The organism is Rhodanobacter sp. sgz306013 (genome assembly GCF_057031145.1).
This window is the reverse complement of the sequence record NZ_JBXCIJ010000004.1, coordinates 397,795-421,268: the sequence shown is the minus strand read 5'-3', so window position 1 is coordinate 421,268 and position 23,474 is coordinate 397,795. Positions and strand designations below refer to the sequence as shown.

20 protein-coding genes are annotated in these 23,474 nt (G+C 70.1%); 7 read left to right on the top strand and 13 right to left on the bottom strand.

Going from position 1 to position 23,474, the window contains the following annotated elements:
- Complete coding sequence (locus AC2EWF_RS14865) at window positions 1-732, bottom strand: response regulator transcription factor (protein ID WP_483640156.1); 732 nt, start codon at window positions 730-732, stop codon at window positions 1-3.
- 88 nt (window positions 733-820) lie between these two features.
- Window positions 821-1,438, bottom strand: coding sequence for an arylesterase (locus AC2EWF_RS14860; RefSeq protein ID WP_483640155.1), 618 nt, complete (start codon window positions 1,436-1,438; stop codon window positions 821-823).
- On the opposite strand from AC2EWF_RS14860, the gene AC2EWF_RS14855 reads away from it, so the two are divergent.
- The 5 genes from AC2EWF_RS14855 to AC2EWF_RS14835 all read left to right on the top strand — a co-directional run bounded on the left by AC2EWF_RS14855 (window position 1,437) and on the right by AC2EWF_RS14835 (window position 7,590).
- Window positions 1,437-2,138 carry an ABC transporter ATP-binding protein gene (locus AC2EWF_RS14855; protein WP_483640154.1) on the top strand — a complete coding sequence of 234 codons (702 nt, stop codon included), beginning with the start codon at window positions 1,437-1,439 and terminating at the stop codon, window positions 2,136-2,138. The genes AC2EWF_RS14860 and AC2EWF_RS14855 overlap by 2 nt on opposite strands.
- Window positions 2,139-3,051: 913 nt before the next feature.
- Complete coding sequence (locus AC2EWF_RS14850) at window positions 3,052-5,535, top strand: ABC transporter permease (protein ID WP_483640153.1); 2,484 nt, start codon at window positions 3,052-3,054, stop codon at window positions 5,533-5,535.
- A 46-nt stretch (window positions 5,536-5,581) separates the two neighbouring features.
- Window positions 5,582-6,211, top strand: a complete 630-nt coding sequence (locus tag AC2EWF_RS14845) for a glutathione S-transferase family protein (RefSeq protein WP_483640152.1) — start codon at window positions 5,582-5,584, stop codon at window positions 6,209-6,211.
- Between the two features lie 51 nt (window positions 6,212-6,262).
- Window positions 6,263-6,463, top strand: a complete 201-nt coding sequence (locus tag AC2EWF_RS14840; RefSeq protein WP_483640151.1) for a glycine zipper domain-containing protein — start codon at window positions 6,263-6,265, stop codon at window positions 6,461-6,463.
- A complete protein-coding gene (locus AC2EWF_RS14835; RefSeq protein ID WP_483640150.1) occupies window positions 6,460-7,590 on the top strand; it encodes an SLC13 family permease in 1,131 nt (376 codons plus the stop codon). Before AC2EWF_RS14840 ends, AC2EWF_RS14835 begins: the two co-directional genes overlap by 4 nt.
- A 366-nt stretch (window positions 7,591-7,956) precedes the next feature.
- Here the strand turns inward: AC2EWF_RS14835 and AC2EWF_RS14830 are convergent, their stop codons facing one another.
- From AC2EWF_RS14830 to AC2EWF_RS14805, 6 genes are all read right to left on the bottom strand, one after another.
- Window positions 7,957-8,730: a DUF4097 family beta strand repeat-containing protein gene (locus AC2EWF_RS14830; protein WP_483640149.1), complete on the bottom strand. Its 774-nt coding sequence runs from the start codon at window positions 8,728-8,730 to the stop codon at window positions 7,957-7,959.
- 106 nt (window positions 8,731-8,836) lie between these two features.
- Window positions 8,837-9,643 carry a nucleoside triphosphate pyrophosphohydrolase gene (gene mazG / locus AC2EWF_RS14825; RefSeq protein WP_483640148.1) on the bottom strand — a complete coding sequence of 269 codons (807 nt, stop codon included), beginning with the start codon at window positions 9,641-9,643 and terminating at the stop codon, window positions 8,837-8,839.
- A 52-nt stretch (window positions 9,644-9,695) separates the two neighbouring features.
- The gene (cysQ, locus tag AC2EWF_RS14820) at window positions 9,696-10,517 is read right to left on the bottom strand and encodes a 3'(2'),5'-bisphosphate nucleotidase CysQ (protein ID WP_483640147.1); all 822 of its coding nucleotides are present in this window, start codon (window positions 10,515-10,517) and stop codon (window positions 9,696-9,698) included.
- Window positions 10,514-11,071, bottom strand: a complete 558-nt coding sequence (gene nudE, locus AC2EWF_RS14815; protein WP_483640146.1) for an ADP compounds hydrolase NudE — start codon at window positions 11,069-11,071, stop codon at window positions 10,514-10,516. The genes cysQ and nudE overlap by 4 nt, the downstream gene beginning before the upstream one ends.
- 18 nt (window positions 11,072-11,089) lie before the next feature.
- Window positions 11,090-11,866 (bottom strand): inositol monophosphatase family protein, encoded by a 777-nt coding sequence (locus AC2EWF_RS14810; protein WP_483640145.1) that lies wholly within the window; start codon window positions 11,864-11,866, stop codon window positions 11,090-11,092.
- Entirely contained in the window at window positions 11,863-12,654 is a 792-nt protein-coding gene (locus AC2EWF_RS14805; RefSeq protein ID WP_483640144.1) for a type II secretion system protein N, read from the bottom strand. Before AC2EWF_RS14805 ends, AC2EWF_RS14810 begins: the two co-directional genes overlap by 4 nt.
- 65 nt (window positions 12,655-12,719) lie before the next feature.
- Here AC2EWF_RS14805 and AC2EWF_RS14800 point away from each other — a divergent pair, with 65 nt between their 5' ends.
- A complete protein-coding gene (locus AC2EWF_RS14800) occupies window positions 12,720-14,084 on the top strand; it encodes an adenosylmethionine--8-amino-7-oxononanoate transaminase (protein WP_483640143.1) in 1,365 nt (454 codons plus the stop codon).
- A gap of 27 nt (window positions 14,085-14,111) precedes the next feature.
- Here the strand turns inward: AC2EWF_RS14800 and AC2EWF_RS14795 are convergent, their stop codons facing one another.
- The gene (locus tag AC2EWF_RS14795) at window positions 14,112-14,438 is read right to left on the bottom strand and encodes a hypothetical protein (RefSeq protein ID WP_483640142.1); all 327 of its coding nucleotides are present in this window, start codon (window positions 14,436-14,438) and stop codon (window positions 14,112-14,114) included.
- A 143-nt stretch (window positions 14,439-14,581) separates the two neighbouring features.
- Here AC2EWF_RS14795 and AC2EWF_RS14790 point away from each other — a divergent pair, with 143 nt between their 5' ends.
- A complete protein-coding gene (locus AC2EWF_RS14790; RefSeq protein WP_483640141.1) occupies window positions 14,582-15,316 on the top strand; it encodes a 16S rRNA (uracil(1498)-N(3))-methyltransferase in 735 nt (244 codons plus the stop codon).
- A gap of 19 nt (window positions 15,317-15,335) precedes the next feature.
- Here AC2EWF_RS14790 and AC2EWF_RS14785 read toward each other — a convergent pair whose 3' ends face one another.
- From AC2EWF_RS14785 to AC2EWF_RS14770, 4 genes are read right to left on the bottom strand one after another with little or no spacing between them, the layout of a single operon-like run.
- Window positions 15,336-15,470, bottom strand: a complete 135-nt coding sequence (locus tag AC2EWF_RS14785) for an MFS transporter (protein ID WP_483640140.1) — start codon at window positions 15,468-15,470, stop codon at window positions 15,336-15,338.
- A gap of 29 nt (window positions 15,471-15,499) precedes the next feature.
- A complete protein-coding gene (locus tag AC2EWF_RS14780; RefSeq protein WP_483640139.1) occupies window positions 15,500-16,000 on the bottom strand; it encodes a chemotaxis protein CheW in 501 nt (166 codons plus the stop codon).
- A complete protein-coding gene (locus AC2EWF_RS14775) occupies window positions 15,997-17,538 on the bottom strand; it encodes a chemotaxis protein CheB (protein WP_483640138.1) in 1,542 nt (513 codons plus the stop codon). Before AC2EWF_RS14775 ends, AC2EWF_RS14780 begins: the two co-directional genes overlap by 4 nt.
- The gene (locus AC2EWF_RS14770) at window positions 17,531-23,464 is read right to left on the bottom strand and encodes an Hpt domain-containing protein (RefSeq protein WP_483640137.1); all 5,934 of its coding nucleotides are present in this window, start codon (window positions 23,462-23,464) and stop codon (window positions 17,531-17,533) included. The genes AC2EWF_RS14775 and AC2EWF_RS14770 overlap by 8 nt, the downstream gene beginning before the upstream one ends.
- Window positions 23,465-23,474: the final 10 nt, after the last annotated feature.

Below are 23,474 nucleotides of genomic sequence, written 5' to 3'. Positions count from 1 at the left end.
TCAGGCCATGTGGGCAGCCGTAGCCACTTCCGCGTCGAGGTCCGCGAGCCGGTAGCCGGCCGAGTGGATGGTATGTAGCAGCGGCCGCGCGAACGGTTTGTCGATGACCCGGCGCAGGTTGTACAGGTGGGAGCGCAGCGTGTCGGAGTCGGGCAGCATGTCGCCCCAGATCTCGCGCTCGATGTCACGCCGGCTCACCACGCGCGGCGACTCGCGCATCAGGATCGCCAGGAGCTTCAGGCCGATCGGCGACACGGTGAGTTCCTGCCCCGCACGAGTCAGCCGCAGCGTGGCGGTGTCCAGCGTCATGTCACCCACGTTGAGCACCTCGGCGGAAACCTGGCGGCGATCGCGACGGATCAGGGCGCGCAGGCGCGCCTCCAGTTCGCGCACCTCGAACGGCTTGACGAGGTAGTCGTCGGCGCCGGCCTCCAGCCCGATCAGCTTGTCCTCCAGCGTGTCGCGCGCGGTCAGCATCAGCACCGGGGTGGCCTTTTTCGCCTCGCGGCGCAGCTTGCGGCACACCTCGAGGCCGTCGATGCCGGGCAGCATCAGGTCCAGCACGATCACGTCGTAGCTGCTGGTGACCGCGAGATGCAGCCCGCTGGCGCCGTCGGCCGCGTAGTCCACGGAATAGCCGCAACGTTCCAGGAATTCGCCTACGGTCTCGGCGATCTGGCGATTGTCTTCCACCAGCAGAATCAGGCCGGCCTGCTCGTCGTGTCCGCTCATGTCGCTCCTCCTGCTTGGCTTCACAAATGTGAAGAGCTAACCGGGCATGGAGTGATGGAGGCGTGAACGCCGCATGGAAACGTTCAGCTCACGGACGCAACAGGGGTTGCAGCACATGCCACACGTTTTCCAGCACCTTCGGTTCGCCGGCGGCCGTCGGATGCAGGCCATCGGCCTGCATCAGGGCCGGATCCAGCGCAACGCCGTCGAGCAGGAACGGCAGCAAGGCCACGTGCTTCTGTTTCGCCAGATCGGCATAGATCGAGCGCAGGCCGTCGCGATATTGCGGTCCGTAGTTCACCGGAAGCTCGATGCCCAGCAGCAACACCTTGGCATGCGTGGCCTGGGCCGCGGAGACCATCGCCATCAGGTTGTCGCGCAGCTGGTGCAGCGGCAGGCCCTGCAGGCCGTCGTTCGCTCCCAGCTCGATCACCACCACGCGCGGGCGGTAAGTGGCCAGCAGCGCCGGCAGGCGGTTGCGCCCGGACAGCGAGGTCTCGCCGCTGATGCTGGCATTGACCACGGCCCATGGCGGCACCATCTTGCCCAGACGGACTTCCAGCAGATGCACCCAGCCCTGCTCCGTCGCAATGTTGTGCGCTGCGGACAGCGAATCGCCCATCACCAGCACGGTACGTGCCGGCGCGGCCTGAACCGCGACCACGGCGCCGGCCAACCACAGCAGCAAGCACAGGAAACGACGCATGAGCGACACGCCCGACCTTGTCCTGGAAGCCCGCGATGTTAGCAAGTCGGTGGAGGGGCCCGAAGGGCGGCTGCAAATCCTCGACCGCGTCAGCCTGCGCGTTGCCGCGGGCGAAAGCTTCGCCATCGTGGGTGCCTCCGGCTCGGGCAAGACCACCCTGCTCGGGCTGCTTGCGGGGCTGGATACGCCGAGCAGCGGCGGCATCCGACTGGACGGCCACGCGCTGGAGACGCTGGACGAGGAGGCCCGCGCCGACCTGCGCCGACGCCTCGTGGGTTTCGTGTTCCAGTCCTTCCACCTGCTTCCCGCGCTCAGCGCCGAGGAAAACGTGATGCTGCCGCTGGAGCTGGAGGGCGACGCCCAGGCCCGCGCCAAGGCGCGGGCCGCACTGGACGCGGTGGGCCTCGCCACGCGGCGCCGGCACTATCCCGCGCAGCTCTCCGGTGGCGAGCAGCAACGCGTAGCCATCGCCCGCGCCTTCGTGCACGGCCCGCGCCTGCTGTTCGCCGACGAACCCACCGGCAACCTCGACCAGCGCACCGGCCACCACGTCGCCGACCTGCTGTTCGCCCTGAACCGCGACCACCGCACCACCCTGGTGCTGGTCACCCACGACACGCAGCTGGCGGCGCGTTGCCAGCGGCGCATCGAGCTGGAGGAGGGGCGCGTGGTGGCGCACGCGGCGGCGGTGGGCGCATGAGCGCGCGCATCCGCGTGGCCCTCGCCTCGACAGGTACCGATCCCCTCTCCCGCCTGCGGGCACACGAGGCTTTGAGGAGCGAGGAGAGGGATAGGGGGAGAGGGGCTTTGGCTTCCGCGGTCTCGTCGGCTTCAAAGCGGTTTCGTGCGCCTGCCGGCGCCCGAGTTACTCTCTCTTTGAATGGCCAAAGAGAAAGTAACCCAAGAGAAAGTCCACCCCGATGGCGCGCCCCACGCCCATCCATGGGCTGCGGGTGCGCGGGCAGGTTACGGGGTTTTCCGACGGCACCTCCGTGTGCCGGCGGAAAACTGGCCCGAATCCATTCGGGCCATCCTGCGGACTTTCCTCCACCCGCCCGCCGCGCCATAGGGGCCCCGGCAGAGCAGCGGGCTCCTGCGCGCAAAAGCAGGAGCACCCCACCCCAGCCCTCCCCTGCACATAGGGGAGGGAGACGACGAGCTGCAAGCTCGCAGCGCTCCGCTGTTGCTGTTGCTGTCGCTTCTGGCGCGCACGATGTGCGCCTGCTCTTCGGGGGCCCCTGGGCGGCGGTGAGGCGGGGACGACCAGGCCGCGCAGCGGGCGAGACCACGGACGGTCTCGCCTTTTCGCGCGGGCACGATGCCCGCTCGAAAAGCCCGGCACCGCCTCACGGACTTGCCGTCCAGGGATGGACGGCAAGCGCCAACCGGGGTGGCCTTTCTCTTTGGTTACTTTCTCTTTGGCCATTCAAAGAGAAAGTAACTCGGCCACCGGCAGGTGGACGAAACCGCTTTGTTCCTTGCACAAGCACAAAAGCAAAAGCTCCCCGCGCCTCCGCCCTCTCCCCCGACAATGAATCCGTCAGGGCAGGAGGAGGCAAAGCACAGGCGCGCCGCGCGCAGCACGTCGCGCTCACGTCCAGCGGAGTGCAGCCATGAAGCTCCTGCGCCTCGCCCTCCGCAACCTGCGCCGTGAATGGCGCCTGCCCGAACTGCGTACCCTGGCCGGCTCCCTGCTGCTGGCGGTGCTGGCGCTGGGCGTGGTGGCCACGCTGGCGACGCGGGTGGAACGCGGCATCCTCGCCAGTGCGGCGGAACTGATCGGCGGCGACATCGGCATCTCGGCGCCACAGAGCGTACCGGGCCCCTTTGCCGATGAGGCGCGCCGCGATGGCCTCGTCGTCAGCCGCGCCGCCGGCTTCCCCAGCGTGGCCTTCGCCCATGGCCGCAGCCAGCTGCTCGACGTCGAAGCCATCGATCGGGCGTACCCATTGCGCGGCAAGCTGGTGCTGGCCGCTGCCGACGGCCGGCAACGCAGCGGCCACGGCCCTGCGGCCGGCACGGTCTATCTCGACCATCGCGCCATGGTGGCGCTTGCGCTGCAGGTGGGCGATACCTTGCAGTTGGGCGGCAGGGAGCTGCGCATAGCGGCGCAACTGGTGCAGCAGCCCGATGGCGGCGCACTGGTGACGCTGGCCCCGCGTGCATTGATGAACCTGTCTGACGCCGAACAGGCCGGTCTGCTCGGCGTCGGCAGCCGCGCGCATCAGCGGCTGCTGCTGGCCGGCACGCCGGAGGCGGTCGGCCGCTGGCGCGCCTGGGCGCAGCGGCAGAGCCTGCCCCAGGGTGCCGAGCTGGTCACGCCGGAACAGACCCAGGAGCGCATGCGCACGGCCTTCGATCGCGCGGGCGCCTTCCTGCACCTCACCGCGTTGCTGGCCGCCCTGCTCGCGGGGGTGGCGATCGCGCTGTCCGCGCAACGCTATGCACGGCGCAAGACACCCGAGGTGGCGCTGTTGCGCGCGCTGGGCACGCCACGCCGGCGCGTGCTGGGCCTGCTGCTGCTCACGCTCGCCGCGCTGGCCGTGCCGGTGGCGCTGGCCGGCACCCTTCTCACGCTGGGGGCGGCGCAACTGGCCTGGCAGTTTGCCAGCACGCTGTTCGGCGGCATTCCCACTGAACTGCCGTTGCTGCCCGCGCTCGGCGCCGCAGCCATGGGCCTGGCCGTGCTCGCGGGTTTTGCGCTGCCGCCGCTGCTGCGCCTGGCTGAGGTGCCGCCCGTGGCGGTCTTCCGCCAGAGCGTGGCGCGCCGGGTACGCCGCTTCGATGCCTTGTACCTGCTGCCCGCGCTGGTGGCACTGGCGCTGATCTGGAGCCAGAGCGGCTCCTTGAAGCTCGCCGGCATCCTCGCAGCCAGCCTGGCCGGCGTGGCGCTGGTGGCCGCGTTGCTGGCGACCCTGCTGCTGTGGCTGGCGCGGCGGGTGGCGCCGGGTGCTCACCCCGCACTCAGGCTGGGCCTGGCCGCGCTGGCGCGGCGGCGCGGACTCAGCGTGGTGCAGGCCACCGCGCTGAGTCTGGGCCTCACCGCGCTGCTGCTGCTGTCGGTGGTGGCGCCCGCGCTGCTGGACGGCTGGCGCCGCGAGTTGCCCGCCGACACGCCGAACTGGTTCGCGCTTAACCTGCAGGACGAGCAGCGCCCGGGCTTCGCCGGGGCGTTGGCGCGCATCGGCGCCGACCAGCTCAACATGATGCCGCTGGCCGTAGGCAAGCTCACCGGCGTCAATGGCCGGCCCATCGACAGCCAGCTTTTCGCCGACCCGCGCGCGAAGGACTGGGCCGACCGCCAGCTGCGGCTGTCCTGGGCCGTTGCGCTGCCGCCCGCGAACCGGGTGATCGCCGGCCGCTGGTTCGATGCGCACCCTGCACAGGCCGAGGTGTCGGTGGACCGCATGTGGCGCGACATGTTCGCGCTGAAGCTGGGCGACACGATGAGCTTCGACGTGGGCGAGGGGCGCATCGATGCGACGGTGACCAGCTTCCGCCAGGTGGACTGGAGCTCGTTCCGGGTCAACTTCTTCCTGCTGCTCGACCCCGCGCACGCGAATGCGCTGCCGCATACATGGCTGGCCAGCTTCCACCTGCCGCGCGGCCACGCCCAGGCGATGGCGCAGCTGTCGCGCGGCTACCCCAACCTAAGCCTGGTGGACGTGGACGACTTGCTGGACCGCATCCGCCAGATCGTCGACCGCGTGGCCGGTGCGGTGCGCTGGATCCTGGGCTTCAGCCTGCTCGCCGGCGCGCTGGTGCTGGCCGCCTCGCTGGCCGCCAGCGCCGCCGAGCGCCGTCACGAGGCAGCCCTGCTGCGTACCCTGGGCGCCCGGCGCGCGCAGCTGCGCGTGGCCGCCGCTTGCGAGTTCGCCCTGCTCGGCCTGATCGCCGGCCTCACCGCCGCGTCGGGCTCGGCCGTTGCAGGCCTGTGGCTGGGCCGCAGCGTGTTCCACATCGACGGGTTCGCGCCGCCGCCCTGGCCGCTGGCCCTCGGCGCCATGGGCTGCGCGTTCGTGGTGATGCTGCTGGGACTGGTGGGCACCCGCAAGGTGACGCGCACCTCGCCGATGCGCCTGTTGCGGGAAGGGTGAGCGAACCCTCACCATCGGCGGAATCATTCTTCGGCGCGGAGGCCTCGTGTACATCCTCTACTACTCACCGGGCACGGCCAGCATGGTGGTGCACCTGGCGCTGCTGGAAATCGGCGCGCCGTACGAGCTGCGGCTGGTCGATTTCGACCAGGACGCGCAACACGATGCCGGATACCTCAAACTCAACCCGCGCGGCGTGGTGCCCACCCTGGTGATCGACGGCCGGCCGCGCGCCGAATCGGCGGCGCTGCTGCAGATGCTGGCCGAGAGACACCCGGAGGCAAAGCTGATTCCGCCCGCCGGCACGCCGGAGCGCGAAGCCTGGCTGCAGTGGACGGTGTATCTCAGCAACACGCTGATGTCGTCGTACCGCTTCTGGTTCTACCCCGCCGAGCTCGGCACGCCGGAGCACACGCCGGAAATCCGCGCCGCACTGCAGGCGAAGATCGCCGCGGTGTGGGACCTGCTCGACGCCCAGCTCGCGGCAAACGGGCCCTATCTGCTGGGCGACGATTTCTCGGGCGCCGACCTGCTGCTGACCATGCTGATGCGCTGGTCGCGCAACATGCCGCGCCCCGCCACCGGATGGCCTGCGCTGAAGCGGCTGGCGGACCTGGTGCGCACGCGGCCCAGCTGGAAGCGGCTGTACGAGATCGAGGGCTTGAGCGAATGGTGACGCGAGCTGCTCGCCCTCATTTCGGATAATCCGCACTCCCGAGGATGCACCATGGCCGACCAGAATCCGTCCGGCAAGCCCGATCCCGAACGCCAACGCAAGATTGGCATCGGCATCGCCATCGGCGTGGCCATCGGCGCAGGGCTCGGCGTGGCGATGCACAACCTTGCGGTGGGCATAGCCCTGGGCATCGTCATCGGCACCGCAATGGGTGCCGGCGGAGGCAAGAACGACAAGCAGGACCGCAAGTGACGCCCGTCGCCGCCGCCAGCGACTGGCGGGCCAAGCTGAAATCCGAATGGCTTTTGCTGCTGTTCGCCGCACTGGCGCTGGCGCTGGCCCTGCTCGATCCGCAACCGGCGGCGAGCTACCGGCGTTGGCTGCAGATCCCCACCCTGGCGGGCCTGCTGGGCCTGCTGGTGGCGATCCAGGGCATCCGCGACAGCGGGCTGGTGCAGCATGCGGCCGGCGCGCTGGTGACGCGCGTGCACACGCTGCGCGGGCTGGGCCTGCTGCTGGCGGCCAGTACCGCCCTGCTGGCGATGGTGCTGACCAACGACGTGAGCCTGTTCCTGATCGTGCCGCTGACGCTGGCGATCGGCGCCATCTCCAACCTGCCGGTGGCGCGCATGGTCGTGCTGGAAGCGCTGGCGGTGAACGCCGGCAGCACGCTGAGTCCGATCGGCAACCCGCAGAACCTCCTGCTGTGGCAGCACGCACAATTGCCGTTCCTGCACTTCACGCTGGCGATGCTGCCGACAGCGGTGGTGATGTTCGCGCTGGTGGCCCTGCTCGCGCTGGTCTGGCTGCCTGGGGGCCGGGTGACCTTGCAGGCTGCCCAGGTGGACGGCCACGCGGTGGCCATGCCGCTGGCCACGGGCTCGCTCGCCGCGCTGGCGGCCATGGTGCTGGCCATGGAATACGGCCATGCGGTGGCCGGCGCCTCGCTGCTGGTGCTGGCGTTCGCGCTGCTGGCGCGGCGCAGTCTGGCGTACATCGACTGGCTGCTGCTGGCCACTTTCGCGGCGATCTTCATCGGCCTCGGGCACTTTGCCGAGCTGCCGCTGGTGGCGCGCGGCCTGGACCGGCTCGCGCTCGACCGGCCGCTGATGCTTTACGCCAGCGGCGTCGTGGCATCGCAGCTGATCAGCAACGTGCCGGCCACGGTGCTGCTGCTGGAACGCTCTCATGACGCCATCGCGCTGGCGGTGGCGGTGAACGTGGGCGGCTTCGGGCTGGCGATCGGTTCGCTGGCGAACCTGATCGCGCTACGGCTGGCGAAACAGCCGCACGGCTTGCGACTGTTCCATCAGGTGTCGGTGCCGTTCTTGCTGGTGTGCGCGCCACTGGTTTACCTGGCGTGGCGCTGGCTGGGCTAGCCCCCAGTCAGCTATTCGGCTCACGGTGTTTCCGTGCGTGTTTTCTTTTGCAGATGGCGGGGTGGTTTCGCTCATCTGCCGCGAGGAGCAAAGCGGTTTCGGACGCCTGCCGGCGCCCGAGTTACCTCTCTTTGCTGGCCCACGCCGCCGCAGGAGCGGCGGCGAACAGCGAAGCTGGCCCGCAGGGCGGAGGGCAGGATGCCCGGAGAGCGCCGCATCGGGGTGCCGTTTCTCTTTGGCTACTTTCTCTTTGGGCACGCAAAGAGAAAGTAGCTCGGGCGCCGACAGGCGCACGAAACCGCTCTGAAACTTGCAAAAAAGCAGAACAACCGATGCCCCCGGCAAAGAGGGAAAAACAGAGCGCGGTCAGTCGTCGTCGCGCGGCACGCTGACCTTGCCCTTCACGCCGCTGTGGTTGACGTCGCCGCTGCCTTTGGCGCCGAGGCTGAGATCGCCGCCCACGTCGTGCGCGCCAAGGTCGCCCGAGCCCAGCGTGTCGACATGCACGCTGCCGCCGACATTGCGCAAGGTGACGTCGCCGGAGCCGATGCTGCCCACCCGGGCATCGCCCTTGATGCCACTGGCCTTCAAGTCGCCTGAGCCCACCGAACCGGCCTGCAGGCTGCCGACCTCGCTGGCGTCGACGTCGCCCGAGCCCACGCTGGTGCTGAAGGCGCCACTGATGCTGCTGACGTGCAGGTCGCCGGAACCCACCATGCTGCGCAGCTGCTGCAGCCCGGCCACGGACGCGTCGCCAGACCCCACGCGCACCGTCACTGGCATCTCCGGCGGCAATTGCACGTTGGCTTGCAGATCCGTGTAGGAGCTGCCGAACAGATGGAAGGAGTAGGTGTTCTGGCCGCCCAGTTCGATGATGAGCTGGTCGCCCTCGCGGCGCTGGGTGATCTGCAGCTTGTCCAGCAGCGACTGGTCGGAGGCGCAGGCGCGGCCATTCACCACCAGCTGCTTGGCGCCGGGCGCACCGTTGACGTGCAGGTCGTAGCTGTTGACGTCGATCTGCACGCCGTGCACGCCGGCGAGGTCGAGCTGCAGGTTGCGCGGCGCCTGGTACTTGCAGTGGTCGGCGGCGAAAGCGGAGAGCGGGGCGAGCAACAGCAGGGCAAGGGCGGTACGGCGCATGGCGGGGCTCCTCGGATGGGTGTCGACCGGTTCTGATGCCGGCCGCCGGAAAAAGGTTGCAAGCCTGTCGCCCGTTGATCGCCGCAATATGGAGCGATCGCAGGGATCAGGGCTCGTCCTGCTTGGCGCGCTGCCACAGGCGCTCCTGCGCGGGCAGGTCGCGGGTGGCCAGCATGTCGCCTTCCGCGGCGGCCAGTTGCTCCATGCGGCGGAAGCGTCGCTCGAACTTGGCGTTGGCGTGGCGCAGCGCCCGCGAAAAATCCACGCCGGCGTGGCGCGCGAGGTTGGCGACCACGAACAGCACGTCGCCGATCTCGTCCTCCAGCCGCGCCGGATCCGCGCCGGCCTCGAACTCCGCGTGTACCTCGTCGATTTCCTCGGCCAGCTTGTCCAGCACCGGACGATGGTCAGGCCAGTCGAAGCCCACCTCGGCGGCGCGCTGCTGCAGCCTGGTCGCGCGCTTCCACTCCGGCAGGCCGCGCGAGATGCCGGCCAGGGCACTGCCGTCGTGCGCCTCGCCCCTGGCGACGCGCTCAGCCGCCTTGAGCTCATCCCAGGCCCGCTTCTGCGCGTCGAGGTCGGCGTACTTCACCTCGCCGAACACGTGCGGATGGCGGCGGACCATCTTGGCGCTGATCGCCTGCGCCACGTCGGCGAAGTCGAACAGCCCGCGCTCCTCCGCCATGCGCGCGTGAAACACCACCTGCAGCAGCAGGTCGCCCAGTTCCTCGCGCAGCTCGCCGAAGTCGCCGCGGTCGATCGCATCGGCCACCTCGTAGGCTTCCTCGATGGTGTAGGGCGCGATGCTGGCGAAGTCCTGCTGCAGGTCCCATGGACAGCCGCATTCGGGGTCACGCAGGCGCGCCATGATGGCAAGCAGGTCGGCAAGGGCGCGTGCAGGCTTGTCGTTCACGGGGTCGGGAGCGGGCGGAGGGGAACGGGAAACGGGTAGGAGCCCGCAGGTTTCATGGCAGCCCGGCGTCGCGCAGCTTGGCGGGCCAGTCGAGGCCGACGTCGCCGACGGCGATGAATTCGGGGTTGAGAATCGATTCGCCGCGGCCGTAGCGCAGCGGCCGGCCATGCAGGTCGAGCACGGCGCCGCCGGCTTCCTCCAGCACGCATTGCGCGGCCGCGGTGTCCCACTCGCTGGTGGGGCCGCGGCGCAGGTAGACGTCCGCGCCGCCACGTGCGAGCAGGCAGAACTTCAACGAGGATCCCAGCGGCTGGAGCACGTGGTCCTCGCCGACCAGGCGGCGCAACACGTCCTCCTGCACGCCGCCGTGCGAGCGGCTGCCGGCGACGATCGCCGGCTGCGCCAGCTCGCGACTGCCGATGCGCTCCCAGTCGCCAAGCGCTTCCGCCTGCCACCATGCGCCGATGCCGCGCGCGGCGGCGTACAGATCGCCGGTGACCGGCGCCAGCACCACGCCCAGCACCGGTTGGTGGTCCTCGATCAACGCGATGTTGACGGTGAACTCGCCGTTGCGCTTGACGAACTCGCGGGTACCGTCGAGCGGATCGACCAGCCAGTGCCGCGCCCACGTACGCCGCTGTTCCCACGGTTGCTGGCTGGCCTCCTCCGACACCACCGGCAGGGCGGGCTCGATCCGTGCCAGTCCCTCGGCGATCACCCGCTGCGCGGCGAGATCGGCGGCGGTGAGCGGCGAGCGGTCGTCCTTCAGTTCGACGTCGAAGTCCTGGCGGTAGACCTCCAGGATCGCCTCGCCCGCACGGCGCGCCAGCGTTCCGACCTGCCGCAGCAAGGGGTGCTCGAACGGCGCGCTCACGGCCGTCGCATCCGGCCGGCGAGGTACTCGCGGGCCATGAACAACGCGGCGATCGAACGGCCCTCGGTTACGTCATCGCGCGCCACCAGGCTGTGCAGCTCCGCGAGCTTCCACGGCACCACTTCCAGCTCCTCGGGCTCGTCGCCGGGCAGGCGCTCGGGATAGAGCTCCTGCGCCAGCACCACGTGCGCCATGTGGGTCATGTACGAGGGCGACAGCGAGAGGTTGTGCAGGATCTTCAGCCTGCGCGCGCCGTAGCCGATCTCCTCTTTCAGCTCGCGGTTGGCGCCCTGCTCCGCGGTCTCGTCCTGGTCCAGCCGGCCCTTGGGCAGGCCGAGCTCGTAGCGGTCCAGGCCCACGCCGTATTCGCGCACCAGCAACACGGTCTCCGCGTCCAGCATCGGCACGATGATCACCGCGCCGAGGCCGCCGGGTTTCATCCGCTCGTAGGTGCGCCGCTCGCCGTTGGAGAATTCCAGGTCGACCTGCTCGGTGCGCAGGAAGCGGCTGTGCTCGACATCGCGCGTGGCGTGGATGATGGGCGGCTTGGGCATCGGACGATTGTAACCGCCTCAGCGGCGCAGGCGCTGCAGTGCCTCGGCGTGGATCGCCGGCACGCCGGCAAGCACGCTGCGCGTGTCCAGCGCAAGCGCGTGGCCGTCCAGATCGGTGAACGCGCCGCCGGCCTCGCGCACGATTACCGCCAGCGCGGCAATGTCGAGGATGTTCACGTCGGACTCGATCACCAGGTCGAGGCAGCCGCGCGCCAGCAGGTGGTAGTGGCAGAAGTCGCCGTAGCCGCGGATGCGGTTCGAGTCGCGGATCATCGCGCCCAGCATGCCCCAGCGCTCGTCGGCGGTGAGCGTCTTGACGTTGCCGATGGAGACCGAAGCCTGCGCAAAACCGGAGGTGTCGGCTACGCGCACGCGTTCGCCTTCGAACCAGGCGCCCTCGCCCAGGCTCGCCCACATCGTCTCGCCGTACACCGGCGCGCTGGACACGCCCAGTACCAGCTGGCCGCGGTCCATCAAGGCGATCTGGGTGGAGAAAAACGGCGTGCGCCGCACGAAGCTCTTGGTGCCGTCCAGCGGGTCGACCAGCCACAGCAGGCCGTCGCGGGCTCCGTCGAGGCCATATTCCTCGCCGTAGATCGAAGCGCCGGGCAAGGCCGCCGCGAGGATCCTGCGGATCGCCTGCTCGGCTTCGCGGTCGGCCACCGTGACGGGCGTGGCGTCGCCCTTGATCTCCACCTCCACCCCGCGTTTCCAGTAATGCAGGATCACCTCGGCGGCGGCGGCGGCGGCTTCGCGGGCGGCGGCCAGGGCCAGCGCGGCGGTTTCGGCTTTCATCGTGCGGTTTTCCCCATGTTGGATGCGAAGGCCAGGCCACCGCGGCGGTCGACGTGCACCGTGCCGTCCGTGCCGGGCCGGCCCAGCGCGGCGAGCCAGCGGCGCAAGCCCGGATCGTCGTTCCGCGGCTGCAGCTCGGCCGTGAGGCGCCAGCCCAGCGGGCTCAGTTGCAGCTCGCCGATGGTACGCAGCGGGCCCTGGCCGTCGTCCTGCCATTGTGCATGGATCACCCCGTCCTGCGCGGCGGCTTGGCCATGCAGGTCGCCCAGCGCCACGTTGCCGTCTCTTGTGCGCAGCACGGCCTGCCGCCACTGCAAGCCGGCCTGCATCTCCAGCGGCCAGCCGCCCTGCAGCAGCGCATGCCCGGCGTGCAAGGCGAGTTCGCCCCGTGGCTGGCCCAGCGGAAGACGCAGGCGGGGATCGGCCAGCGCGGACAGGTCCACACGTGCCTGCAGGCCGCTCCAGTCCACCTGGCCCCCGGGCAGTTTCTGCAGGCGCCCGTGGAAAGCGAATTGCGGTCCGTCGAAGTCGATCTGCAGTCCGACCTGTCCGAACAGGGCGCGATGCGACAACTGCCATTGCAGCCGGCCCAGCACGTGGCCGTCCGGCGCCAGCACCTGCCCGGCGCGGCCGTCCCACAGCGTGCCGCCCACCTGCTGCAGGCGCAGGCCGTGCAAGGAGGGCTGCAACAGCGGCAGGGCCCAACGCGCAGGCAGCCACCACACCAGGGCCGCGGCAGCCAACAGCAGCACGGCCGCAGCGAGCAGGATTTTCTTCAGGGTTTTCAAGCCAGTGATCCGGATGCTTCCTGCGCGCACTTGAGCGCGCGTCAACGCAAGTCGATCATAACCGGATGACGAACCCTGCCCACCGCAACGCCACGCTCGCCGCCCGCGACCTCAAGCACATCTGGCACCCCTGCACCCAGATGCACGACCACGAGACCGTCCCCCTGTTGCCGATCGTGCGCGGCGAGGGGGCGTGGCTGATCGACGCCGAGGGACGGCGCTACCTCGACGGCATCAGTTCCTGGTGGACCAATCTGTTCGGCCACGCCAACCCGCGCATCGCCGCCGCGCTGGCGGAACAGGCGCGGACGCTGGAGCACGTGATCTTCGCCGGCTTCACCCATCCACCCGCGATCGAGCTGGCCGAGGAACTGGTGCGCATCACGCCGCCCGGCCTGGACAAGGTGTTCTTCGCCGACAACGGCTCGGCGGCGATCGAAGTGGCGCTGAAGATGAGCTTCCACTACTGGCTCAACCAGGGCCACGGCGAGAAGACCCGCTTCATCGCGCTCACCGGCAGCTACCACGGCGAGACCCTGGGCGCGCTGTCGTTGAGCGACGTGGCGCTGTACCGCAAGACGTATGCGCCGCTGCTGCTCACGCCGATCCTGGCACCCTCGCCCGACGCCTACGAGGGTGCCCCGGGCGAGACGCCGGCGCAGGTCGCGGTGCGCCGGCTGGGCGAACTGCGTGCGCTGCTGGAACGCCACGCCCACGAGACCTGCGCGGTGATCGTGGAGCCGCTGGTGCAATGCGCGGGCGGCATGCGCATGTACCACCCTGACTACCTCGCGGGCTTGCGCAGGCTGTGCGACGAGTTCGCCGTGCACTTCATCGCCGACGAAATCGCGGTGGGCTTCGGCCGCACCGGCAGCTTGTTCGCGTGCGAGCAGGCGAACGTCTCGCCGGACTTCATGTGCCTCTCCAAGGGCCTTACCGGCGGCACCCTGCCCTTGTCGGCGGTGCTCACCACGGACGCGATGTACCAGGCGTTCTACGCCGAATACGGCGCCGGCAAGGCCTTCCTCCACTCGCACAGCTACACCGGCAATCCGCTGGCCTGCAGCGCGGCGCTGGCCACGCTGGCGATCTTCCGCGACGAGCCGGTGCTGGAACGCAACCGCGCACTGGCCGCCCATCTCGCCCGCCGGCTGGAGCCGTTGCGCGAGCATGCGCACGTGGCAGAGGTGCGCCAGACCGGCATGATCGCCGCGGTGGAGCTGGTCGCCGACAAGGCCACGCGCCGCCCGTTCCCCGCCGGAGACCGCCGCGGCCTGCACGTGTACCTGCACGGCCTGCAGCATGGGGCGCTGCTGCGCCCGCTGGGCAACGTGATCTATTTCATGCCGCCCTACGTGACCAGCGAGGCGGAGCTCGACCACCTGGTGGCGGTGGCCACGGCGGGCATCGCGCGCGCCGTGGCGGACTGAATTGGCACGGCGTCCCGGCGGCGCCGATCAGTGGATCGCCGGATCCAGCATGCGCAGCGCGTCGGCCGTCTTTGGCTGGCCGGTGTTGCGCAGATCCCCCGCGCTGTAGCTGCGCCCGAACACGCCCTGCAGGCATTGGCCCCGCTTCGCCGGGATCAGGCTGCCGGTGTCGCGGATGCAGTTGCGGTCGCCCAGCTTGATCACCGGGCCCCGCCGCGCAGCCGGCTGGCTGGCGGCCTTCGGCCCGGCCGCCGATTCGGCAGGCGGCGCAGGCTGCACCGCCTGCGCAGCCGCCACGGCGCTGACGCCAAGGCCGAACGCTACTGCCAGTGAAAACATGGTGGTTTTGGGCATGGCGGTTACCTCCTGCCGCCCTGTGGCTTTTCCATCCTGCGCCGGCGCTGCACGGCAGGCAAGCCATGCCGGCCATCCGGCGCATCGGCATTCAGCTTGCGAAACGGCTCGATTATGCTTGCGTTTTGCCGTGAAGCCGTCGCATGCGCACCATCCGCATCCACGTTGACCAGCCACTCGCCGCCGGCGCCGAGCTAGCCCTGCCGGCACAGGCCGGCGAACACGTGGCGCGCGTGCTGCGGCTCGTGGCGGGTGACCCGCTGACCCTGTTCAATGGCGACGGCGCGGACTACGCCACCACGATCCTTGCCGTCGGCAAGCGCGAGGTCCGCGTGCAGGTGCAGGGCCGTGAGGCCGTGCCCCGCGAATCTCCGTTGCGACTGACCCTCGCCCAGGGCGTGGCGCGCGGCGAGAAGATGGACCTGATCGTGCAGAAGGCCACCGAGCTTGGCGTCGTGTGCATCGTGCCCCTGCTCACCGAACGCTCGGAGGTAAGGCTCGACCCGGCCCGCGCGGAGAAGCGCCTGGCGCACTGGCGCGCGGTCGCGGCCAGCGCCTGCGAGCAATGCGGTCGCGCCAGCCTGCCCGAGATCCTCCCCACGCAGACCTTGCCGGCCTGGCTGGCGACACTGGCCGACGACGGCGCGCTGCGGCTGGCTCTGCTGCCCGAGGCGCAATCTTCTGCGAGGGAGCTGCGTCCCGGCGGCTCCGGCGCCCTGCTCGTGGTGGGCCCGGAAGGTGGCCTGGGTGAACGCGACACGGTCGCGCTGCACGACGCCGGTTTCCGCGGCCTGCGCCTGGGGCCGCGGATACTCCGCACCGAGACCGCCGGATTGGCGGCGCTGGCCGCCTTGCAGGCGCTGCACGGGGATTTCTGAGCGGAGAGAAACGCCGCGCTTATTTCCCGCCGCGGCCGCGGAACCGGAACGCGGCCGCGATGCCGATGAACGCTGCGCCCACACCATAAAACGCGGGCTGCCCGCCCACCATCGCCGCCAGGAAGAACATCAGGCCCGCCAGCAGGAACAGCACGCTGCCGGAACGTGCCGGCCGGCGCTCCATCAGGCCGCGCCGTCCAGTTCCGCTTCCTCGTCCAGCGCCAGCAGCCGCACCAATTCGTGCTCGATGCCTTCGAGGTCGGGGATCACCGCCACGTCGTCGCGCACCAGCACCTGGGCGCGCACGCCGGGCGGCAACGCATTGCCATCGTGGGTGGGAATGATCAGCTCGGCGTTCAGCGTGGTCAGGCGCGGGAAGCCCTGGGTGAGCACCGCGACGAAGGGCAGTTTCGGATGGCTGCCCAGCGCCTTCAGCACGGCCACGCGCACGGTCAGCTCGGCGTCGCCCTCGCCTGCGCCGGCAAGCCGGGCAAACGAAACCAGCGGAACGCGCCAGCCGCGCCAGGTGATGCGCCCGACCAGCCAGTCGGGCGCGCCATCCACCGTTTCGTGGGCGGGCTGGGTGATCACCTCGGCCACGGTGGCATTGGGCAACAGCAGGCGCAGGTTGCCGGCCGGCACCAGCACGCAGCGGATTTCGCGGGGCAGCAACGTATCGCTCATGGATAGACCTCGATCAGGTGCGCCGCCAGTTCGTGCAGCGTTCCGGAATAGCTCACCAGCCGTTCGGCGAAGAGACCGCTGACCATGTCGGCGTGGTGCTCGGCGTCGGCGGCCTCCACCCAGACCTGGCCGCCTCGGTCATGGATAGCCTGCGCGCCGGCCACCGCGTCGGTGGAGTTGCCGGCGAACACGATGCCCAGCGCGTCGCGTCCGAACACGTTCGCCGCCATGGTGAAGCTGGCGTCGATCGACGACTCCTGCGCATCGTCGTGGTTGCGCAGCTCGACGCTGCCGTCGCGGCGCAGCTGCACCTGGCTCTCGGCCGGCGCCAGCAGCACTTCGCCGCTGCGCGCGCGGCTGCCGTGTGCCGCCAGCCGCACCGGCAGGCTGGAGTGGGCCGCCAGCAGCTGCAGTACGGATGCCACCGGCTGGCCGCCGAAGTGCTGGGTCAGAAAGATGGTGTGCCGCGCAGTGGCGGGCAGCGTCGCGAGGAAGTCGCATACCGCATCCAGGCTGTCGATGGCGGCGCCCAGCAGCACCACCCGACTGGGCACGCTGCCCAGCTCGTCGAGCAGCATTTCCTTCGGCTCCCAGGCCTGCGGCGCCACCGCCTCTTCTATCGACACCAGTTCCAGGCTCATCGTCGGCTGGAACTCCTCGGCCGCCGCCTCGACGTCGGGCGCGAGGAAATCGGCGGCGCTCATCTTCTCGATGCCGAAATCCTGTGCGCCTGCAGGCACAGGCTCGGCATGCACGGCGGCATCGTCGTCGACCAGCGCCCAGCTTTCCGGGGCGGCCGGCGCCTTGGTCGCCGCCACCGGCGCCGCGGCTTCGGCCGGCGCCTCGGGCAGCTCTTCGTCAAGGGACAGGGCGTAGCTGAAATCGCCGTCGTGCAGCGGCAGTTCCTGGCGTGGCGCGGGCGGCGCGGTGTCTTCGTCCGGCAGCGGTTCGTCGGCGGCGAGCAGGGCGGCCAGCTCGGCCTCCAGATCGACCGATGCAGCGCGACTCTGCGCTTCGTTTGCGCCATCCTCGTGCAACGACGACGCGACCGGTTCCGGCAGGTCCGGCACGGGCGCCTCGTTGCTGGCCGACTCGAACGTGGGCTCGGGATCAGGCTCGACCGGCTGCGTCCCGGTTGACGCGAACCCCGCCATCGGCGCCGCCTCCACCGCCTGCGCATCCGGCGGCCGCGGCGGATCCACGTCGCCGCTGGCCAGCACCTTGACCGCCAGGTGGCGAGCCCAGCGCGCGCGGTCCCAGCCGCTCAGCGCACGGCTGGCGCGGGCGTCGTTGAATACCAGGCGTGGCCGCTCGCCATCGACCAACTCCACCAGACGGTCGAAGGCCGCATCGTCTTCCTCGTCGAGATTCACCACCAGCACGTCGGGATCGAGCTGCCCCAGCACCGCGGCGTCGAAACCCGCGACGGTGCCTTCGTGCACGATCCGCGCACCGTGTTCCTGCAGTACCTGGCGTAGGTGGCCCCCCAGCTCGGCATCGTCGAACAGCAGCGCCACCGCGGGTCGCGCTTCAAGCATGGTGTGGCTCCCGCGCGAGCAGCGCCATTGCCCGCTGCTCCAGCACCTCGCCGATCTGCGTCAGCAGCTCCGCCTCTTGGTAGGGCTTGCCGAGATAGCGATCCACGCCGATGTCGAATGCACGCTGGCGATGCTTCTCGCCAGTGCGCGAAGTGATCATGATGATCGGCACCTCGCGCAGCCGCGGGTCCGCCTTCATGTGGGTCGCCAGCTCGTAGCCGTCCATGCGCGGCATTTCGATGTCCAGCAGCATCAGGTCAGGCACGCGCTCGTGCAGCTTCTCCAACGCGTCGACGCCGTCCTTCGCGGTGCTCACCTCGTATTCGTGGCGCTCCAGCACGCGACCGGTGACCTTGCGCATGGTGATCGAATCGTCCACCACCATCACCAGCGGCCGCACGCGCTGCTCCTCGACCATCGGCAGTTCGACCGCGCTGAGGCCGTCGGCCAGCCGCTGTTCGCGACGCACCACGCCGTGGCGGACCAGCGGCGCCAGATCGAGAATCACCAGCACCGAGCCGTCGCCCATGATGGTGGCGCCCAGCACGCCGGGCACCGAGCTCACCTGCGGGCCGACCGACTTCACCACGATCTCGCGCGAACCGAGCACCGCGTCGATGCGGATCGCCGCGCGCAGGTCGCCGGACCGGGTGAGCAGCAGCGGCGGCTGTTCGCCTTCCGGCACCGCACCTGGCGGCAGGCCGAGCAGCTCGGCCAAGTCGTGGATGCCGTACTGTTCGCCGCTATAGGCAAAAGCCGGCTCGTACTCGGCCAGCTTGGCGGCCAGCTCGTCGGGGCTGATCCGCGCCACACCCTGCACCGAGGTCATCGGGATCGCGAACGTGCTCTCGCCGATGCGCACCAGGATCGCCTGGGTCACCGCGAGGGTGAACGGCAGGCGCAGCACGAAGGTGGTGCCCTGCCCCGGTTGCGACTCGATCGCCAGCGAACCGCCCAGCTGCTTGATCTCGTTCGCCACCACGTCCATGCCCACGCCGCGGCCGGCCAGCTGGGTGACCGTGCTGGCGGTGGAGAAGCCTGGCTGGGTGATCAGCGCGAGCACCTGGTCGTCGCTCAGGCGGGCGTCGGCGCGGATCAGGCCGCGCTCCACGCCACGTTTGCGGACCGCCTCGCGGTCGAGGCCGCGGCCGTCGTCGCTGACGCGCACCACCACCTCGGTGGCCTCGCGCGCCACGCGGATGCGCACCGCGCCCTCGGCCGGCTTGCCGGCCTTGCGCCGCTCGGCCGGCGACTCAATGCCGTGCGCCACGGCATTGCGCAGCATGTGCTCGAACGGCGCCTTGATGCGGTCGAGCAGGTTGCGGTCCATTTCGCCGTGGGCACCGTCCACGTAAAGCTGTGCACTCTTGCCTTCGTCCTGGGCAGCCTGGCGCAGCGTGCGGCGCAGGTTCGGCACCATCGTGTCGAACGGCAGCATGCGCGTGCGCAGCAAGCCGTCCTGCAGCTCGGTGCTGACGCGCGACTGCTGGATCAGCAGGGTCTCGGCCTGGCGGGTCAGCTCGTCCAGCATGCCCTGGATCGACACCAAGTCGGATACCGACTCGGCCAGTGCACGCGAGTACTGCTGCAGCTGCGAGAAGCGGTCCAGCTCCAGCGGATCGAACACGGTGGAGCTGCCCGCCTCGCGATGCTCGCGCTGGAAGCGCGCGATGATCTGCGCTTCGGTCTCGATTTCCAGCATGCGCAGCTGGCTACGCAGGCGTTGCACGGTCTGGTCCAGCTCGACCAGGTTGAAACGGTAGCCGGATACCTGCTGCTCCAGGCGCGAGCGGTAGATCGCCACCTCGCCGGCATGGTTCACCAGGCTGTCGAGCAGTTCGGCGCGGACGCGGATCTGCTCCTGCGCGGAAGGTGCGTCCACGCCGTCTTCCGCAGGCAGCAGCTCGGGCAGCGGCGTGACGGGCTGTGCCCGCGACGGCGCTACCCGGGCGGCCAGCGACGCGTCGTCGGCGAACTGCTGCTCGCCGGCCAGCGTCAGCAACTGGTCGATCGCAGCCTTCGGATAGGCAGGCGTCTGTCCCTGCGCCACATGCTGCACCATGGTGTGCAGCTGGTCGAAACTGGTTTCCAGCACGCCGATCAGCGGGATCGCCTGGGCGGCATCGGCCACCGGCTTCTCCAGCAGCGTCTCGATCGCGTGGGCTAGGTCGCCCACCGACATCAGGCCGGCGATGCGCGCACCGCCCTTGAGCGTGTGCAGGTCGCGCTGCAGCTCGGCCAAATGCCCGGCCGCGGCCGGCTCGGCATGCCACTGGGCGAGCACGCCGTCGGCGTGATCGAGGATCTCGCGCGCCTCTTCGACAAAGACCTCGAGCAGGTCGGCATCGATCGACAGCCCACCATCCGGGGCCGCCATGGCGGCGGCGGGCGCCGCGTGATCGACCGTGGCCGCACGGGCGGCCTCGGTCTCGCGTTCCGCATCCAGCCGGGCCTGTTCCGCTGCGGCTTCCGCAGCACGCTGCTCGGCCGCGGCCTTTTCCGCCGCCGCGCGCATTTGCGCTTCGGCCGCTTCACGGGTGGCGCGCTCCTGCGCCAGCCGGGCCTGCTCGGCACGCTCCTGTTCGAGGCGCTCCTGCTCGGCCTGCTCCTGTTCGGCCTTCGCCTGTGCCGCCTGCTCGGCGGCAGCGCGCTCGGCCTCTTCCTGTTCCGCGGCCGCGCGGGCACGCTGCTCGGCTTCGGCGTGTTCGGCCTCGGCGCGCTCGGATGCTTCGCGTTCGTCCGGGCCCGGCGCCTGTGGTTCGAAGGCGCCAAGCGCAGCCATCAGCTCGCTGGCATAGTCGTCGTGCGCGCCATCCTCCGGCAGCGCCACCGGCGCCAGATGCTCCGCGGCGGCAAGCGCCCCGGGCTGCTCCGTGGCGTCGGCTGGGGCCGCGGCATCGGCCGGCGACGGTGCTGCTTCGCCATGGGCTTCGATGCCGACGTGCGCCACCTGCGACTCCGGATAGCGGTCGCGCAATTCGATCAGCTGGGTGGTGAGCAGGTCGACGTTCGGCAGCTGCGGCGTGGCCACGTCGAACTGGGCCATCACGTGGTCGACCACGTCGGCCGAACGATCAAGCAGGCGCACACCCTCCACCGGCAGCGCGAGCCCGGCGCTGCGCACGCGCTTGAGCAGGCTCTCCAGCGGCGACAGCAACTGGGTCAGCAACGGAATCTCGACCATCGCAATTGCGCCGTGCAGGGTGTGCACGGCACGCAGCAGGTCCTCGCCTACCGGCAATTCGCCGCTGTTGCGATGGATCGCGGTGCGGATGGCCTGCAGGTACTGCGCAACCTCACTGCGCAGGATCTCCAGCAACACCGGATCGACCGAAGGCAGCGGCGAGATGGCCAGGGACACCGGCGGCTCGGCCGGTTCCGGCGCCGGGACGCTGTGCGTGTCGGTGAGGCCTGCGGTCGGAATCGCCGCGACGGCGGCGTCGAGGCGCGGCACCCGGCGGCGCACGGTGCGGCGCACGGTTTCCATCGCGGCCGGCGCATGGTCTTCGACACGCGCGGACGCATCGCCGGCGGCGAGTCGGCTGGCGGTCTGCTGGATCGCCTCGACCGGCGCGTGCGGCGCGCCTTCGCCCTTCAGCGAGGCCAGCAGCTGCGGCAGTGCATCGATGGCGTGGCGCACCAGCGCCTGCACGCCGGCATGCGGCTCGATCGTGTGGTCGAGCACGCGGTTGAGCATGTCCTCCACCCGCCAGGCGAACTCGCCCAGCGCGGAGATGCCGACCAGGCGGCCGGACCCCTTGAGCGTGTGGAAGGAACGACGGATCGGGGTCAGCGCGTCCAGCCGGGCGGGATCGGCAAGCCAGCTGCCTTCGGCAGCACGCAGGTTGTCGATCTCCTCCTGCATCTCCTCAAGGAAGATCTCGCGGATGTCGTCGTCGATGCCCTCGGCGTGGTGGTCGAAACGGAACGCGACAGCGTGCGCGGCGTTCGCCGGCACCTGTTCCTCGACCTCCTCCTCGATCTCGATCCAGTCGGTATCGTTGCCGGCCGATGGCGGCGCGGTGGCTTCGGTCTGCGCGTAGCGCAGGCCGTCGACGTCATGTGCCGGCGCCTCGCGCGGTGCTTCCGGCGCGACGAACAGCTGGCTGGCGTCGCTGCCGGGATACAGGCTCACCGGCTCGGACAAGGCTTCCTCGCCGCCTTCCGGCGCCTCGACCGCCGCCGTGTCGGCCGGCGCGGCCGCCAGCGGCCGCTCGGCCGGCAGCGGCCAGTAGCCGAGCTGGCCAAGGCTGTGTTCGGCCACGTCGATGATGTGCGCCAGCCCGCCGCGATGCTCGCGCGCCGCCTCCAGGTAGTACTCCAGCGCCGCCAGCGCGTCGGCCAGATGGTCCATCTGCGCGCTGCTCGGCACGCGGCGGTCGGCCAGGAGTTCGTTGTGGATGAAGCGACCGATGCCCTCGGCCAGCTCGGCCGGGCGCTCGGCAGAAAGCATGCGTGCGGCACCGGCGACTTCGCTCATCTGCGCCGGAGCGGCGGTCAGCCCGTCATGCTCCCAGCCGGATTCGACGAAGGCGACGATGGCCTCCTTCACTTTCTCGGTGTTGCGGATCGCCTCCTGCATCACCGTGCTGAGGATGCCTTGCACCTCGCTGCGCGGCAGGCCTGGCGCGACGGCGCCGTCATGCGGCTCCTCGCCCGCGCCAAGGCTCTCGATGTGGTCGTCCAGCGAGGCTTCCACGTACAGCAGCGCGCCGGCCACGTCGAGCAGGACGTCTTCGTCGACCGCACGCAGCTTGTTGACGATCTCGTCGAGCACGCGCCGCTGTTCCTCGACCACACGGCGCGGCACCGACAGCGCCAGCATGCCCAGCGTGTCGCCCACGCGGCCGAGCAGCTCGCACTGCGGCTCCAGCGAGGCCGCATCGGCGCCTGGCTGGCGCTGGAACAGGTCGAGCGCTTCCTTGACGCGCAGCAGGTCGTCCTTCAGCGCCTTGGCCACCGAGTCGAGCAGGGCGCGGTTGTGTCCGGCCATCGAGCCGCGGGCGTGTTCCAGTTCGTCGGCGTCAGGCAGCAGGCTGTCCAGCGCATACGTACGACGCAGCAGCTCCATGTGCGGGCTGTGCTGGCGCGACTGGGCCACGATGTAGAGCAGGCGGTTGCACAACTCATCGGCTTCGCCGCCGCGCAGGCTGTCCTCGCCCTGTTCGATCAGCTGGCGGATGTGGCGGTCGGCCTTGCCGATCAGTTGGCGCAGTTCGGCCACATGCGCCGCGAGCATGCCGCGCTCGAGCCCTTCGACCACGCCGGCGGCAATCCACCACAGGCGCCGGCCATGCACGTGGAAGCAGCGTGCGGCGATCGCCAGCAGCGCCTTGCGCATGCCGGCCAGCGGCTGCGCCTGAGACTGGCCGCGGAACCAGGCCAGCATGTGTTGCTGGAACTGCAGGCGCAGCTCGACCAGTTCGCCGCGGCGCGCCTCGGCCTGCGCCTCGCTCATCGCGGCGGGCGCCTGGGTAGGCAGGAAGGCGTCGAGGTTGGGGCGGAACAGCGCGGATTCGGGCAGGGCCTCCTGGCCGCGGCTGGCGCGCAGGTCGTTCAGCAGCGGCAGCAGCACCACCGGCACGTCGCGGTGGCCGCCCGCGAGGCGCTCCAGGTAGTCGGGCAGCTGCATCATGCCGCGCATCAGCGCGGTATAGGCTTCCTCGCGCTGCGCGACATGGCCTTCCAGCAGCGCGATCGCAAGCGCTTCCATCTCCGAGGCCACCATCGCGGGGCCCGGCAACTCCACCATCCGCAGCGTGCCCTGCACCTGGTGCAGGCCGCTCGCGCAGGCGCGCATGGTCCCATCGCTACCCGGGTTGTCGACGTAGGATTCCAGCGCTTCGCGGGCATCCGCGAGCGTCTGTTCCAGCTCGGGACGAACCCACTGCAGGGTCGTGAAATCAATGTTGTCTTGAAGTCTCATGCACTTCCCT